Source organism: Actinoplanes sp. G11-F43, from assembly GCF_050589265.1.
In the GTDB taxonomy this organism is placed as follows: Bacteria; Actinomycetota; Actinomycetes; order Mycobacteriales; family Micromonosporaceae; genus Actinoplanes.
In genome coordinates this window covers 115,918-129,522 of the sequence record NZ_JBNZCE010000028.1, presented here as the reverse complement: position 1 = coordinate 129,522, position 13,605 = coordinate 115,918, and the positions used below count along the sequence as shown (strand labels likewise).

At 70.7% G+C, this 13,605-nt stretch carries 17 protein-coding genes and 1 pseudogene; 10 read left to right on the top strand and 8 right to left on the bottom strand.

All coding sequences use genetic code 11. From position 1 onward, the window contains the following. Positions 1–115: 115 nt before the first annotated feature. The gene (locus tag ACQ0O7_RS31645; protein ID WP_430787445.1) at positions 116–706 is read right to left on the bottom strand and encodes a TetR/AcrR family transcriptional regulator; all 591 of its coding nucleotides are present in this window, start codon (positions 704–706) and stop codon (positions 116–118) included. A gap of 52 nt (positions 707–758) precedes the next feature. On the opposite strand from ACQ0O7_RS31645, the gene paaN reads away from it, so the two are divergent. The 9 genes and pseudogenes from paaN to ACQ0O7_RS31600 all read left to right on the top strand — a co-directional run bounded on the left by paaN (position 759) and on the right by ACQ0O7_RS31600 (position 7,356). Continuing rightward, on the top strand, positions 759–2,423 hold the full coding sequence (paaN, locus tag ACQ0O7_RS31640; protein WP_430787443.1) for a phenylacetic acid degradation protein PaaN: 1,665 nt from the start codon (positions 759–761) through the stop codon (positions 2,421–2,423). Beyond that, positions 2,420–3,361 carry a 1,2-phenylacetyl-CoA epoxidase subunit PaaA gene (gene paaA, locus ACQ0O7_RS31635; protein ID WP_430787441.1) on the top strand — a complete coding sequence of 314 codons (942 nt, stop codon included), beginning with the start codon at positions 2,420–2,422 and terminating at the stop codon, positions 3,359–3,361. The genes paaN and paaA overlap by 4 nt, the downstream gene beginning before the upstream one ends. Further along, entirely contained in the window at positions 3,358–3,645 is a 288-nt protein-coding gene (gene paaB / locus ACQ0O7_RS31630; RefSeq protein ID WP_430787439.1) for a 1,2-phenylacetyl-CoA epoxidase subunit PaaB, read from the top strand. Before paaA ends, paaB begins: the two co-directional genes overlap by 4 nt. A 13-nt stretch (positions 3,646–3,658) precedes the next feature. Beyond that, positions 3,659–4,582, top strand: coding sequence for a 1,2-phenylacetyl-CoA epoxidase subunit PaaC (paaC, locus tag ACQ0O7_RS31625; protein WP_430787437.1), 924 nt, complete (start codon positions 3,659–3,661; stop codon positions 4,580–4,582). Then, a pseudogene (gene paaD / locus ACQ0O7_RS31620) lies at positions 4,579–4,932 on the top strand (1,2-phenylacetyl-CoA epoxidase subunit PaaD); the annotation flags it as partial. The gene paaC and the pseudogene paaD, both read left to right, overlap by 4 nt. 165 nt (positions 4,933–5,097) lie before the next feature. Beyond that, positions 5,098–5,229, top strand: a complete 132-nt coding sequence (locus ACQ0O7_RS31615) for a hypothetical protein (protein ID WP_430787519.1) — start codon at positions 5,098–5,100, stop codon at positions 5,227–5,229. Between the two features lies 1 nt (position 5,230). Continuing rightward, on the top strand, positions 5,231–6,265 hold the full coding sequence (gene paaE, locus ACQ0O7_RS31610) for a 1,2-phenylacetyl-CoA epoxidase subunit PaaE (RefSeq protein WP_430787435.1): 1,035 nt from the start codon (positions 5,231–5,233) through the stop codon (positions 6,263–6,265). Between the two features lie 45 nt (positions 6,266–6,310). Continuing rightward, positions 6,311–6,835, top strand: coding sequence for a GNAT family N-acetyltransferase (locus tag ACQ0O7_RS31605; protein WP_430787433.1), 525 nt, complete (start codon positions 6,311–6,313; stop codon positions 6,833–6,835). Between the two features lie 68 nt (positions 6,836–6,903). Beyond that, positions 6,904–7,356, top strand: a complete 453-nt coding sequence (locus ACQ0O7_RS31600) for a hypothetical protein (protein WP_430787431.1) — start codon at positions 6,904–6,906, stop codon at positions 7,354–7,356. Between the two features lie 104 nt (positions 7,357–7,460). On the opposite strand, the gene ACQ0O7_RS31595 is transcribed toward ACQ0O7_RS31600, so the two are convergent. The 5 genes from ACQ0O7_RS31595 to ACQ0O7_RS31575 form a co-directional block, all read right to left on the bottom strand. Continuing rightward, complete coding sequence (locus ACQ0O7_RS31595; RefSeq protein ID WP_430787429.1) at positions 7,461–7,952, bottom strand: hypothetical protein; 492 nt, start codon at positions 7,950–7,952, stop codon at positions 7,461–7,463. Between the two features lie 183 nt (positions 7,953–8,135). Beyond that, entirely contained in the window at positions 8,136–8,732 is a 597-nt protein-coding gene (locus ACQ0O7_RS31590) for a class I SAM-dependent methyltransferase (RefSeq protein ID WP_430787427.1), read from the bottom strand. 30 nt (positions 8,733–8,762) lie between these two features. Then, positions 8,763–9,479: a TIGR03089 family protein gene (locus tag ACQ0O7_RS31585; protein WP_430787425.1), complete on the bottom strand. Its 717-nt coding sequence runs from the start codon at positions 9,477–9,479 to the stop codon at positions 8,763–8,765. Between the two features lie 57 nt (positions 9,480–9,536). Continuing rightward, positions 9,537–9,818 carry a peptidoglycan-binding protein gene (locus ACQ0O7_RS31580; protein ID WP_430787423.1) on the bottom strand — a complete coding sequence of 94 codons (282 nt, stop codon included), beginning with the start codon at positions 9,816–9,818 and terminating at the stop codon, positions 9,537–9,539. Between the two features lie 243 nt (positions 9,819–10,061). After that, positions 10,062–10,394 carry a DUF732 domain-containing protein gene (locus ACQ0O7_RS31575; RefSeq protein WP_430787421.1) on the bottom strand — a complete coding sequence of 111 codons (333 nt, stop codon included), beginning with the start codon at positions 10,392–10,394 and terminating at the stop codon, positions 10,062–10,064. Between the two features lie 1,265 nt (positions 10,395–11,659). Here ACQ0O7_RS31575 and ACQ0O7_RS31570 point away from each other — a divergent pair. Beyond that, positions 11,660–12,565, top strand: coding sequence for a S1C family serine protease (locus ACQ0O7_RS31570; RefSeq protein WP_430787419.1), 906 nt, complete (start codon positions 11,660–11,662; stop codon positions 12,563–12,565). Between the two features lie 140 nt (positions 12,566–12,705). Here ACQ0O7_RS31570 and ACQ0O7_RS31565 read toward each other — a convergent pair whose 3' ends face one another. Together ACQ0O7_RS31565 and ACQ0O7_RS31560 are read right to left on the bottom strand one after the other, a co-directional pair. Beyond that, on the bottom strand, positions 12,706–12,981 hold the full coding sequence (locus ACQ0O7_RS31565) for a hypothetical protein (protein WP_430787417.1): 276 nt from the start codon (positions 12,979–12,981) through the stop codon (positions 12,706–12,708). 144 nt (positions 12,982–13,125) lie between these two features. Next, a complete protein-coding gene (locus ACQ0O7_RS31560; protein ID WP_430787415.1) occupies positions 13,126–13,590 on the bottom strand; it encodes a deaminase in 465 nt (154 codons plus the stop codon). Between the last annotated feature and the right edge of the window lie 15 nt (positions 13,591–13,605).

Sequence of the window (13,605 nt, the reverse complement as noted above, 5' to 3'; positions counted from 1 at the left end):
CCTTCTGCTTTTCATCGCCTTATCTCGCGGCCACCGTAGGCTTCTGCTCCCGCCGGCGAAGACAAGTTGATGACAGCGTGCGGCGCTGTTGTTGGCAGATGGTGCCAATTACTGATCAGTGCGAACGCAAACCGTCGAATGCCAGTGCGGTCACCGTGTCGGCAATGGAATCGGGTGCGCCTTTATCCGGGCGATACCACTCGATCAGCGAATTGACCATTCCGAAGATCAGGCGGGCCGCCGTCGCCGGATCCACGTCGGCGCGCACCCCACCCTCGGCCTGCGCCTGCCGGACCAGGTCGGTGACGATCCGGTCGAAGGCCCGGCGGCGGGCCACGGCGTGCTGCTCGGCCACGGTGTTGCCGTGCACCCGCAGCAACAGGGTGACGAACTCCAGGCGGTCGGCCAGGACCAGGACACTGGCACGGATCAGATTCCGCAGACGTACGACGGCGGGGGCCTCGCTTCCGATCGCCTCCCGCGCGGCCTCCTCCAGCGCGCCCAGCGCCCGGTCCACCGCCATCGTCAGCAACTGCTCCTTGCCGCTGACGTGGTGGTAGAGCGTCGACTTGGTGATGCCGAGCGACTCGGCGATGTCGAACATGCTCGTCGCGTCGTAGCCGTGGGTGTTGAACAGGCGGACCGCGGCGGTCAGCACCGCACCCTGATCATGCCCGGGGCGGCCGCGGCGCCTGGAGTTCTCCACAGGGCGAACTTAGCGCTTGATTTACCGACCGATCGGGCGGTTAATGGAGGGCATGACGAGTCCCGCTGAGCTCTACCAAGCCCACCGCGAGCTGCTGGACCGCGCCATCTCCGCGGCCGCGGCCCGCGACTACTGGTCGGCCTTCCCCGAGTCGCCCAGCAAGAAGGTGTATGGCGAGGAGGCCGCCCCCGCCGGTGACCGTGCCTTCACCGCCCTGCTGGGGCAGACCTTCCCGGTCGACGTGCCCGGTGCGGTGGGCACCGTCGCCACCGAGCGCTCGCCCTACGGTGTGGAGCTTGGTGTCAGCTACCCCAAGGCCGACCCGCACGCGCTGGTCGCCGCCGCCCGCGCAGCCACCCCCGGCTGGCGCGACATCGGCCCCGAGGGGCGTGCCGGAGTGGCCGCCGAGATCCTCACCCGGCTGCACGCCCGGGTCTTCGAGCTGGCCCACGCCGTCCAGCACACCACCGGCCAGGCCTTCGTGATGGCGTTCCAGGCCGGCGGCACCCACGCGCTCGACCGTGGGCTCGAAGCGGTCGCCTACGCGCTGTCCGCCACCACCCGGCTGCCCGCCCGCGCCGCCTGGAGCAAGGGCCCGCTGACCCTGGAGAAGACGGCGACGGTCGTCGGCCGCGGCGTCGGCCTGGTCATCGGCTGCACCACCTTCCCCACGTGGAACGGTTTTCCCGGCCTCTTCGCCAGCCTGGTCACCGGCAACCCGGTGATCGTCAAACCACACCCCGGCGCGGTCCTGCCGCTGGCCATCACCGTGCAGACCTGCCGTGCGGTGCTGACCGAGGCCGGGCTCAACCCCGACGTCGTCACGCTCGCCGCCGAGGAGCCCGGCGACGGCATCGCGGCCACCCTCGCCACCCACCCCGACGTGCGGATCGTCGACTTCACCGGGTCCAGCGAGTTCGGCGACTGGCTGGAGGCCAACGCCCGCCAGGCCGTGGTCTACACCGAGAAGTCCGGGCTCAACACGGTGGTCGTCGACTCCACCGGCGACTACCAGGGGCTGCTCGGCAACCTGGCGTTCTCGCTCTCGCTCTACAGCGGCCAGATGTGCACCACTCCACAGAACATCCTGGTTCCCCGGGCCGGCATCACCACCGAGAGCGGGTCCCGCAGCGCCGCCGAGTTCGGCGCTGACCTGGCCGCCGCCCTCGACCGGCTGCTCGGCGACCCGAAGCGGGCGGCCGGCACCCTGGGCGCGATCGTCAACGACGGGGTGTTCGGGCGGCTCACCGAGGCGGGCACCGCGCCGGGCGTCGTCCACCCGTCGGCGGAGGTGACCGACGAGCAGTTCCCCGGCGCCACCATCCGCACCCCGCTGGTGGTCCAGCTGGACGCCGCCGACGAGAAGACCTACACCCGGGAGTGGTTCGGCCCGGTGTCGTTCCTGATCACCACCGACTCCACCGAGCACAGTCTGCGCGTCTTCACCGAGACGGTCCGCGCACACGGGGCGCTGTCGGCACTGGTGCACTCCACGTCGCCCGAGGTGCTCGACGCGGCCCGGTCGGCGGCCCTCGACGCCGGGGTGCACCTCTCGGAGAACCTGACCGGCGGTGTCTTCGTGAACCAGACGGCCGCGTTCAGTGACCTGCACGGCACCGGCGCCAACCCGGCGGCCACCGCCTCACTGACCGACGACTGGTTCGTGGCCGGGCGGTTCTTCACCCTCCAGTCCCGCCGGCACGTGGAGCCGTCATGACCGCTCCCGGCTCCGCCGCTTCCGACTTCGCCGTCTTCGACGAGACCATCGCCCGCGACCAGCGGATCGAGCCGGCCGACGAGATGCCGGAGGGCTACCGCAAGACGATGGTCCGGCAGATCGCCCAGCACGCCCACTCGGAGATCATCGGCATGCAGCCGGAGGGCGACTGGATCACCCGGGCGCCCAGCCTGCGGCGCAAGGCGATCCTGCTCGCCAAAGTGCAGGACGAGGCCGGCCACGGGCTCTACCTGTATTCCGCGGCCGAGACCCTGGGCGCCGACCGGGGCGACCTCACCCGGCGGCTGATCGAGGGCCGGCAGAAGTATTCGTCGATCTTCAACTATCCGACGCTGTCGTTCGCCGACGTCGGGGTGATCGGCTGGCTCGTCGACGGTGCGGCCATCTGCAACCAGGTGCCGCTCTGCCGCAGCTCCTACGGGCCGTATGCCCGCGCCATGATCCGGATCTGCAAGGAGGAGTCGTTCCACCAGCGGCAGGGCTACGAGCTGCTGATGACCATGATGCGCGGCACCCCACAGCAGCAGGGCATGGTGCAGGACGCGGTGGACCGCTGGTGGTGGCCGTCGCTGATGATGTTCGGGCCGCCCGACGCCGCCTCACCCAACACCGCCCAGTCGATGGCCTGGAAGATCAAGCGGCACACCAACGACGAGCTGCGGCAGCGGTTCGTCGACATGAGCGTGCCGCAGGCCGCCGCCCTCGGCGTCACCCTGCCCGACCCGCAGCTTCGATGGAACGAGGAGCGCGGCCACCACGACTTCGGGCAGCCCGACTGGGACGAGCTGACACGCGTCATCTCCGGCGGCGGCCCGATGAACGAGGAACGCATCCGCCGCCGCCGCGAAGCCGACGAGTCCGGTGCGTGGGTGCGCGAGGCCGCCGCCGCCCACGCCGCCAAGGAGGCAGCCCGATGACCTCACACGAGTGGCCGCTGTTCGAGGTGTTCGTGCGGGCCAAGCGCGGGCTCAACCATGTGCACGTGGGCTCGCTGCGGGCCGCCGACCACGAGATGGCGCTGCACCACGCCCGTGACCTCTACACCCGGCGCAACGAGGGGGTCAGCATCTGGGTGGTGCGGTCGGACGCGGTCGTCGCCAGTGATCCGGCGGCCAAGGAGTCGTTCTTCGAACCCAGCGGCGACAAGGTCTACCGGCATCCGACGCACTACACCATTCCCGGTTCGGTTCCGCACATCTGAAGGGGGGACCGCCGTGGCTTTCGACGACGCGTACGACGCGCTCACCGACCACGAGGACGACGCCCGCTGGGCGTACGGCACCGGCTTCGAGGACCCGCTCGCCGGCGTCCCGGACGACCTGCCGGCCGGGGTGGACCCCGCCGACCTGGCCGGATACTGCCTGATGCTCGGTGACGACGCGCTGATCATGTCGCACCGGCTCCAGCAGTGGGTGACCCGCGCGCCCGAGCTGGAGGACGAGCTGGCCCTGGCCAACATCGCCCTCGACCTGCTCGGGCAGGCCCGGCTGCTGCTCACCCGGGCCGGCGCCGCCGAAGGCCGCGGCCGCGACGAGGACGACCTGGCCATGCGCCGGGGCCCCGCCGAATTCCGCAACGTCCTGCTCGCCGAGCGGGCCGACGACGACTTCGCGCACCTGGTGGCGCGGCTGTGCGTCTTCTCGGTGTGGCGGCTGGCCCTGCTCGACCGGCTCACCGCCTCCCGCGATCCGATGCTGGCGGCGATCGCCGGCAAGGGGGTGAAGGAGGTGACCTATCACCGGGACTACGCGGCGCAGTGGGTGGTGCGGCTCGGCGACGGGACCGCGTTGTCACACCAGCGGATGAGTGACGGTGTGCTGGCGGTGACGCCGTTGATCGGCCCGCTGTTTCAGGCACACCCCATCGAGGAACGGCTGGCGGCGGCCGGTGTCGCCGTCGACCCGGCAAGCCTGCGCGACGATTTCCAGCAGGTGTGGGAGTTCGTGTTGACCACGAGCGGTCTTTCCGGTCCGCCCGTGCCGCCTCCCGGGTCGCCTCCCGCGTCGCTGTCGCCTCCCGCGCCTCCCGCGTCGCTGTCGCCTCCCGCTGGGCGGTCTGGGGAGCACACGCCGGCGCTCGCGGCGATCCTTGACGAGATGCAGGAGACGGCGCGGACGGTTCCCGGGGGTGTGTGGTGAACGCGGCCGACGTCGTCGGGGCCGTCACCGACCCGGAACTGCCCATGATCACTCTGACCGAGCTGGGCATCGTCCGCGAGGTCCGGCAGGACGGCGCCGGAGTGGTCGTGACGATCACCCCGACCTTCTCCGGCTGCCCCGCGATGGAGTCGATCCGCACCGACATCCGGCGGGCGCTCGGGCGGGCCGGGTTCGAGGCGGTCGAGGTGCGGACCGTGCTGGCGCCCGCCTGGACCACCGACTGGATCAGCGAATCCGGCAGGCGCAAACTCGCCGCGGCGGGCATTTCCCCACCTGGACCGGCCCCTCAGCGCGGCACCGGGCCGATCCCGCTCACCCTCGGCGTCCGCCCGGCGCGCGTCGCCCGTCCGGCAGAGGTCGCCCGTCCGGCAGACGCCGGTCGATCGGCAGGTGGCGCTCGCCCGGCAGAGGTCGCTTGGCAGGCAGGCAGCGCCCGTCCGGCAGACGTCGCTTGGTCGGCAGACGTCGCTTGGTCGGCAGGCCTTGTCGGGCCGGTGGATGTCGCCTGTCCCCGCTGCGGCGCCCCCGAGACCGAGCAGCTTGCCGCGTTCGGTGCCACTGCCTGCCGGGAGTTGCGCCGATGCCTTGCCTGCCGGGAACCGTTCGAGCACATGCGGGAGATCTGAGATGGGCTTTCATCCGCTCCGGGTCGCCGCCGTCGACAGGTTGTGCGCCGACGCCGTCGCGGTGACCTTCGACGTGCCGGCCGAGCTGGCCGACCGCTTCCGGTTCCGGCCCGGGCAGTCGCTCACCGTGCACCGTGCCGGGGAACGGCGCACCTACTCGATCTGCGCCCCGGCCGGCGCCCCACCACGCATCGGCGTCCGGGAGGTGCCCGGCGGCGCCGTCTCGTCCTGGATCGTGCGCGACCTGCGGGCCGGTGACCTGGTCGAGGTGGCGCCACCCGCCGGGAGGTTCACCCCCGGCCCCGCCGCCGAGGGCCGGCACGTGCTGATCGCCGCCGGCTCCGGGATCACTCCGGTGCTGTCCATCGCCGCGACCCTGCTGAGGCGGCCGGATACCGAGGTCACCCTGCTGTACGGCAACCGCCGTGCGGACACGGTGATGTTCGCCGAGGAACTGTCCGACCTGAAGGACACCCATCCCGGCCGGCTCGAACTCGTGCACGTGCTGTCCCGCGAACCGCGCGAGGCCGAACTGTTCAGCGGCCGTCTCGACGCCGGGCGGCTGCGTCAGATCCTGCGGTCACTGATCGACGTTCCGGCGGTGCGGCACTGGTGGCTGTGCGGGCCGTACGGGATGGTCGTCGACGCGACCACCGTCCTCACCGAGCACGGGGTGCCCGGCTCACGGGTGCACCGGGAACTGTTCTGGGTCGACGAAGCCCCACCACCGCCGGTCCGGCCAGCCGTGGCCGGCGGGCCGTCCTGTGAGGTGACGGTGGTGCTCGACGGGCGCAAGACCAGCGTCGCCGTCCCGGACGGGGTCACCCTGCTCGACGGGGCCCAGCGGGTCCGGCCCGACCTGCCGTTCGCCTGCAAGGGCGGGGTGTGCGGGACATGCCGGGCCCGGGTCACCGACGGCACCGTGACCATGCGGCGCAACTTCGCGCTGGAGGACGGCGAGGTCGCGGCCGGGTTCGTCCTCACCTGCCAGAGCCTGCCGACGTCACCCAAGGTGGTGGTCGACTTCGACCAGTGAAAACTCGGTGTCGCGTGGCATGAGGCGCGGGGCAGAATCGCGCGGGTGCGGATCAGAGCGGCTCGTGGCGACGAACTCGAAGTCTTCCAAGCCGTCGAACGGGCCGCGGGGGAAGCCTTCCGTGGCATCGGGATGCCGGAGATCGCCGATGACGAGCCGTTGGCTGTCGGCGTACTCGCGGAGTATGTGCGCGGTGGACGGGCGTGGGCCGCTGACGACGGGGGAGGGGCGGTCGGATACCTGATCGTCGATCTTGTCGATGACGGTGTCCACATCGAGCAGGTGTCGGTGCATCCGCGGTGTGCGCGGCGGGGTGTGGGGCGGCTGCTCATCGAGGAGGCCGCCGGGTATGCGGCTCGGATCGGGGCGTCCCGGGTCACCCTGACCACGTTTGCTGAGGTGCCGTGGAATGCGCCCTATTACCGGCGGTGTGGGTTCACGGTTCTGCCGGACGAGGCGATCGGGGTGGGGTTGCGGGCTGTTCGGGAGCATGAGAGGGCTGTCGGATTGGATCGGTGGGTGCGGGTTTGCATGGAGCGGCACGTTTCAGGACAGAACCACAAAGACTGAAATTTGGTACTTTTAGGCTTTTCCGGGGCAGGATGAGTGCTTTGGGCATCCGGTGACGGGAGAACGCGATGAGGTCTCGGCCATTCCACGCCATCAGCTCGGGGATCGCCGTGGCGGTGCTGAGCGCTTCCCCGGCGGTGGCCTCGGCGCGGGACCTGCCGTTTCGGCTGGCGGTGCCCGGGGTCGGCGTCACCGGCGTTTACGAGATCTCCCGAAGCACCTCGGTGATCCGGCGAGGAGTGAAAGGGAAGAGCGATCCCGGGCTGGTGGTGAATCTCAAGGTCACCGGGAGTACCCGTTGCGGGGTGCTGCAGATGACCACCAACGGGCCGGCTGATGGGATCGAGTGGTACACGTTCGCGGTCCTCTGCAAGCCCGGCACGGCCACCATCCGGACCGAGGCGACCCGGCTGCCGTGGAGCCTGGGCACGTTGCCGTCGGTGCGGGTGTGCAACGGACTGAGCCCGGCCCTGGCCGAAGGCGACGAGTGCGACACGTTCGAGCCACCGCGCGGTTCCTGACCGCCCGTCTCACGTCACGGCGTCCGACCTCCGTTCGTGTGCCGACTTGCGGCTCGAATCGAGCCGCAAGTCGGCACACGCGCTGACCTCGGCCATGGAAGCATCTAGATGCCTAGCTTCTCGCAGAGGTCCCAGTACTCTTCCAGGGCTTCGGGGGTTCTGCGATGGTCGGCCAGACCGACCGTGTCGAACTCGTCTCTGCCCCGGGTGCGTTGGACGCCGAGTGCTCGGAGGGCGCTGTTGACGTCGCGTACCTCCGGGTGGCGGTGGCCGTCGCTCCAAGCGGTGGCCCACTGGCTGCCGGTGCCGCCGAAATAGTCGGTCATGATCAGGGCGAACGCCGGTGGCCTGCGGGCTGTCAGCGCGGCGGCCAAGTCGGCGATCACACCCTCCCTCGGGAACACGGGTGGGAAGTCTTCGGGGGCTTCCAACGCCGTACCGGCGCGTCGTTGATGTTGCTGGTAGGTCGTGTAGGCGGCATTCAGATGGACCAACCGGATGCCGTGGCCGAGCGGCTCGCCGGTGACGCCCCACTCGCGGGCCACGGCCTCGTCGAACGGCTCCGCCACGATCAACGCGGTGATGTTGTGTCCCATGCGCACATCCTCCACGTCCGCGCCGCTGGTGGAAGTGGATGAGCGCCGTGGAAGGCCCGGAGCGGCGGGGGAGTGGGTCGGCGCGCCGCGGAAGGCCGGGGGTGGTGGGGGAGGGAGTGGGTCGGCGCGCCGCGGGAGGCCGGGGGCGGCGGAGCGCCCTGGGAGACGCTCCGCCGCCTGGAATCAGGGCTGGGCCAGGGCGAAGATCTGGCTCTCCGGTGGGCCGCCGGCCGGTGTGAAAGTGACCGTATCGATGGTGAGCACGGTGAAGCCATGGTTTTTCAGGACCTCGGCCAGGCCCGCCTCCGGATAGCCGGAGACGGTGACCGGTACGCCCATGAACTCGGCCGGCGCACCGTCGGCGTCGAAGTCGACCATGCCGATGGCCAGGTAGCCGCCCGGCTTCAGCCAGCCCCTGATCCTGTCGAGGGTCTGTTCGATGCCGGCCCGGCTGAGCATCAGCAGGGAGAAGAAGGCGGTGACCGCCTCGAAACTGCCGTAGTCGGCGGGCAGCTCGGCGAAATCGGCGTGCACGAACGTGGCGGCGGGCACCTGGGCGCGGGCCAGCGCCAGCATGCGCTCGGAGATGTCCACACCGACCACCTGGTGATCGGATTCGGTCAGTCGCTGGGCGGTGGGTACGCCGGAACCACAGCCCAGGTCGAGCACCGTACTCCCGGCCGGGAGCAGGCCGGCGACCCGGTCGACGAGAGCGTTCTGGAACGGGTTCTGGCTGTGTTCGCCCTGGTAGAAATCGGCTAGTTGATCGAAAACCTCCATCGCCGGACCGTACACTGTGGAGGCTCTCGGTCAGAGGAGGCGGGTGACCCGTTCCGCCGTGATCAGTTCGTCCAGCCCGGACCGGTCCAGGTTCGCGCCGACCACGATCGACGCGCCGGCCGTCAACGGGGCCATCAGCCAGATCATCGGCTCCTCACAGGCCGTGGCGTCGACAAGCACCCGGTCACCGGCGGTGATGCCGCGAGCCGAGGCCACCGTCGCGGCCGCCACGCCGTACTCACCGAAAGTCGTGCCGTCGACCGTCGCCGCCTCGCCCACCGCAACCCCGTCGCGAGGCGGCGCGGCACCGAGATGCGCGCGGGCCGCGGCCGGAAAATCCCGATAACCATGAGGTACGTCCGGAGAAGCGCCACCACCCGGCGCCAGCCCCAGCACGAACTGGAACCGCGCCGACGGCACATCCTCCAGCCAGCTGCCGACCCGCCGCCGCTCCACGAACGTCACATCCAGCTCGGCGTCCGGCTGGGCGGCGAACCCGCTGGACAGCCCGGCGGTGCTCCACGCCTGGAACGAGACCTCGATCCCGGCCGCCCACGCCCCCAGCAGCACCACCGCCGTCTGCCAGTGCGGCGGCAACAGCACACCGGCCCGGCTGCCGCGCCGCAATCCGCACTCGCCGGACAGTAGCGAAGCCGTCGCCGCGACCCAGACTCCCAGGTCAGTGGAGGTGAGAACGGTCCGCTCGCCGGTGGCGCCGTCGATGTAGGTGATCAACTGCTCGCTCATCGCGCACTCACTCTAACGGTGTCGCCACCGCCCGCGGAATCACTCCTTCGAGGGTGTTCAGGCGGCCCGGAGCAGGTGCCGTTCGCGAGCCTCCGAGGCGTATCGGGCCAGCAGGTGCACCGTGCGCGGCCCCGCCTCGCCGTCCACCGGCAGACCGGTCCGAGCCTGGAAGTAGCGGACCGCCCCGGCGAGTTCCGTGTCGTCCGGCCCGACCCGCACCCCGAGGTCGGCGAACAGGTCACGCAACTCGCCCGGGTCGGCCGGCGGAACCTGCGCCGGCCACCCGATCAGTCCACCGACCGCGTCCCCGACCAGGCTGAGCATTCCTCGTGCGGACATCCTGACCTCCCGTTCTGCTCTGGTTCACCCAGCATCGCGGCGGGAGCTGTGCCGGACATCTGCCCATCGTCTCCAAACCCTGTGCATCGCTGCGACTTTCGGCCGACCCCCGCCTGCGCCTCCCCCGCCTGCGCCTCCCCCGCCTGCGCCTCCCCGGACCGCCCGTGCCGGTTCCGTCCGTGCCGCTTTTTGGTGCTTGGCGGGCCGGAACGCGGCACGCGGGCTGGTCGGCTGCCGGTCAGGTCACTGGGCGCAGAGGTTCGAGCGGGCCAGCTTGATCAGGTCGCGGGCCTCGGAATCGGCCAGACCGTATTCGCCCAGCTCCTCGACGACCTCACGGCGCGGATTCCCGGCGGCGAGGGATGCGCACGCCTGACCGCCCATCTCGGTGATCTCCTCGTTGCGCAGGTCCATCGCGAACTCCGGCATCCCACCCCGAACCGAATCCAGGAACGAGACATCCGTCGGTCCGGTCTCCTGCGGCTCGTCCGGTTCATCCGTTCCGTCGGAATCGAGTGGTGTCACGAAGCCGGCGTCCGGTTCGGCAGCGAGCGGTGTCTCCCCCTCGCTGGTCACGGATGGTGCAGGCGATGCGGTCACGGTGGGCGACGGACCGGGTTCCCGCCATTGCGGTACGGGGTCCGGGCCCCCACACCCCGCCAGCACCGACACAGCCATCGTCCCGGTCAACGCCACGAGTCCAAGCCTGTTCAACGACCCCTCCTGAGGTACGGCGTCCCGCCTGTCCGGCGCGACCACCGGTTCACTGGTGATCGACGGGAGCGTGTTCGCGTCCCGGCGTTTCGGTGGGGGTGTGCCGAACGGCGTAGCCGTCGTGTCGTCATACAGTCGCCCGCGCCCGCTGCCCGCGCCCGCAGCCCTCGCTGGCAGTGCGCGTCCGAGGTTCGGTTTCGCGTGCGCCTTCGAGGTCCGCATCCGAGGTTCGGGCCGGCAGCGGGTATCCGCTGTCCGAGGCCGTAGTTCGCGTCCGCAGCGGGCGGTTCGAGGGGATTGTCCGGCGGCTGCTTGCGGGGTTGTCAGGGGCGGAACGTCGGCATGGGTCCGGCGATCGTCGGTCCGAAGGGAAGGCGTTCCACCGTCGGCCGAGGTCTGCCGATCCGGGACAGCGCCACGCTTGCGGGAGCCGTCGTCCGGGGAGCCGCACCCTCCGGGGTCGCGTTTCCAGGGGCCGCGCTCGGGAGTGCCGCGTTTGTGGCGGGCGCACCTTCGGGAACGGCGTCTTCGAGGGCCGTCCTCCTAGTCCTGGAAGCCGTGTTCCTGCTGGTCGCACCCGCTGGGGGCGCACTCGTGCGGGGCGTTGCCGCGGGAAGGGCGCTGTTCCGGGGAGTGCGGGCGGAGGTGCGCAGTGACGGGAACATGATCTGAAACCCGGCTGGGAGGCGGCTGGGAGGTTGGTCCGGGAAGGCTGTGCGAAAACGGCGTTCGGAAGCGTTGGAGCGGCTTGCGGTGGGGAGAAAGAACGTTCGTTCTACGGATGGGGGACCGGCCGACGGTGCTCGGTTGAGGGTGGCCCGAGCGTCGGGAACCGCGGTCGGGGCCGTATCGAGGGCGGAGTCGGGAACAACGGTGGGAGCTGTGTTCAGGGCAGAGTGCGGAACTGCGTGGGGGACAGCTTGGGGACCTGTCCTGAGCGCAGCGTGCGGGACCGGTGTGGGGAGAGCGTGGGGGAGCTCGGGGGGAAGCACCCGGACGACCTTAGACATCGTGGGCGCGGATGGGGGGTGCCGCGCCGGAGGTACCCGGACGGGGTACCTCGGGGCACAGGCAAGTCACAGACGGCTCACCGCGTTCCAACAACGTCGGGGAGCACTGTCGTTGGCATGACGGACCTGATGACGCGCCCCGGTGTGAACGAGCATGACGACGAGCAGGGCTACGGCCGCTTCGGGGCTGGGCCGTACCAGCGGGGGGAACGGGTCACCTTCGACCTGCCGCCCACCTACGGGCCTCCCGCCGTGGTGACCGCCCCTCGTGATCCGCGGTGGGCCAAACGGATCGCCGGAGGTGCGGCCGTGCTGGCGCTGATCGTCGGCGGTGGGGGCACCGGGGCGGTTCTCGTCGAGAACCATCTCAGCGGGCAGCCCGCTCAGGCCGCCGTCGCCGGGGCCACGATCAGTGAGGGCGGCGATCTGGCGCCGATCGTGGCGAAGGTGCAGCCCAGCGTGGTGACCGTGCTCGTCGACGGCAACCGGGCGTCGTCGCTCGGGTCGGGGGTCGTGTTGAGTTCCGACGGGCTGGTCCTCACCAACAACCATGTCATCGCATCGGACGGCAGCGTCAGCGTCCGGCTGTCCAGCGGGCAGACCGCGCCCGCCTCGGTCGTCGCCACCGATCCCACCCATGATCTGGCGCTGGTTCAGGCGACCGGACTGTCGGGGCTGACACCGGTCACGTTCGCCACCGACGACTCGGTGGCGGTCGGTGACACCGTGCTGGCCTTCGGCGCCCCGCTCGGGCTGGAGGGTACGGTCACCTCCGGCATCGTCTCGGCCCTCAACCGAAGCCTGGACACCGGTGACGAGAAACTGACCGGCCTCCTGCAGACCGACGCCGCCATCAACCAGGGCAACTCCGGTGGCGCCCTGGTCGACATGTCCGGCCGGGTGGTCGGCATCAACGTGGCCATCGCGACGACCGGCCAGAGCAGCGGCAGCGTCGGCCTCGGGTTCGCCATCCCCGCCGACACCGCGGTCGGTGTCATCCGCCAGCTCCAGTCCCAGCTCTGACCGGCCGGGGGCGGACAGCAGCGACGCGGGTGAGGCCAGGCGCCGAGACCACCGCCCGGCAGTGGCGCGACCGCGACGTCCCCGACCTCAGCATCATGCGCGTGACGCTGGACCAGGGGGGCTGACAAGAATACGGAGCGTCAGAGTACGGCGCGGAACTCCGGCCAGTGGCCCCAGAACCGCTCGACCTCTTCGATCACGTTCTGCAGCCGGTCGGCGACCTCGCGCGGGACCGGGGTGCCGTCGTCCCAGCGCGGGGCGCTCGGCAGGTAGTAGAGGCCGCCGCGGACGCCCGGCTCCACGCCGAGGGTCAGCACGTGGCCGTCCACCTCGAACTGTGTCGCGAACCGGCGGCTGCGCAGGATCGCGCCGGAGTGGTGGCGGGCTTCCCGGGGCTGGAGCGCCTGGACCGTCATGACCGTCTCCTCAGAAATGAGCCTGGTGACAGTGAGTACGCTTCCGGCGAGTGGGACGTTCAGTATCTCGCGGGGTTTTTCGGTGACGGAACGCTCAAGCCCGGCACGGGCGCCGCGGTCGTGGGGGATCGCAGCGGCGGCAGGTTAGTCAGGGGACTCGCCCGGCTCGTACCGGAAAAGGTGTTTGTTGGGGGAACGGGCCGCGAGGGTGAAGGCCGGCGTCTCCACCACCTCGATTCCGGCCGCGACGAGCAGGGCCACGCCCTCGCAGGTGACGAAGAGGTCCGGTTCGTGCCAGGCGATCACCACGCGGGGGACGCCGGCCGCGATGATCAGACCGGTGCAGGTGGCGTGCGGACGGCTGGCGCGTTTCGAACAGGGCTCCAGTGTGCTGTAGACGGTCGCGGTACGCAGCGCGGCCCGGTCGGTGACCCTGCTCAGCGCGGACTCCTCGGCGTGCACATGCGGATCTATGTCGCGGGACCAGCCGTCGGCCAGCAGGGTGCCGTGACCGTCGACGATCACCGCGCCGACCGAGAACGCGGATTCCGACGGCGGGCAGCGGCCGGCCAGCTCGACCGCGCGACTCATCCACCGGTGATCGTCCATCGTGCTCCCCGTGCG

Bases quoted from the DNA above. Each gene is read 5' to 3' on its own strand.
- paaB (WP_430787439.1), top strand. From the start codon at position 3,358: ATGACCTCACACGAGTGGCCGCTGTTCGAGGTGTTCGTGCGGGCCAAG.
- ACQ0O7_RS31560 (WP_430787415.1), bottom strand. From the start codon at position 13,590: ATGGACGATCACCGGTGGATGAGTCGCGCGGTCGAGCTGGCCGGCCGC.
- paaE (WP_430787435.1), top strand. From the start codon at position 5,231: ATGGGCTTTCATCCGCTCCGGGTCGCCGCCGTCGACAGGTTGTGCGCC.
- paaA (WP_430787441.1), top strand. From the start codon at position 2,420: ATGACCGCTCCCGGCTCCGCCGCTTCCGACTTCGCCGTCTTCGACGAG.
- ACQ0O7_RS31585 (WP_430787425.1), bottom strand. From the start codon at position 9,479: ATGAGCGAGCAGTTGATCACCTACATCGACGGCGCCACCGGCGAGCGG.
- ACQ0O7_RS31595 (WP_430787429.1), bottom strand. From the start codon at position 7,952: ATGGGACACAACATCACCGCGTTGATCGTGGCGGAGCCGTTCGACGAG.
- ACQ0O7_RS31570 (WP_430787419.1), top strand. From the start codon at position 11,660: ATGACGGACCTGATGACGCGCCCCGGTGTGAACGAGCATGACGACGAG.
- paaN (WP_430787443.1), top strand. From the start codon at position 759: ATGACGAGTCCCGCTGAGCTCTACCAAGCCCACCGCGAGCTGCTGGAC.
- ACQ0O7_RS31580 (WP_430787423.1), bottom strand. From the start codon at position 9,818: ATGTCCGCACGAGGAATGCTCAGCCTGGTCGGGGACGCGGTCGGTGGA.
- ACQ0O7_RS31590 (WP_430787427.1), bottom strand. From the start codon at position 8,732: ATGGAGGTTTTCGATCAACTAGCCGATTTCTACCAGGGCGAACACAGC.
- ACQ0O7_RS31600 (WP_430787431.1), top strand. From the start codon at position 6,904: ATGAGGTCTCGGCCATTCCACGCCATCAGCTCGGGGATCGCCGTGGCG.
- ACQ0O7_RS31565 (WP_430787417.1), bottom strand. From the start codon at position 12,981: ATGACGGTCCAGGCGCTCCAGCCCCGGGAAGCCCGCCACCACTCCGGC.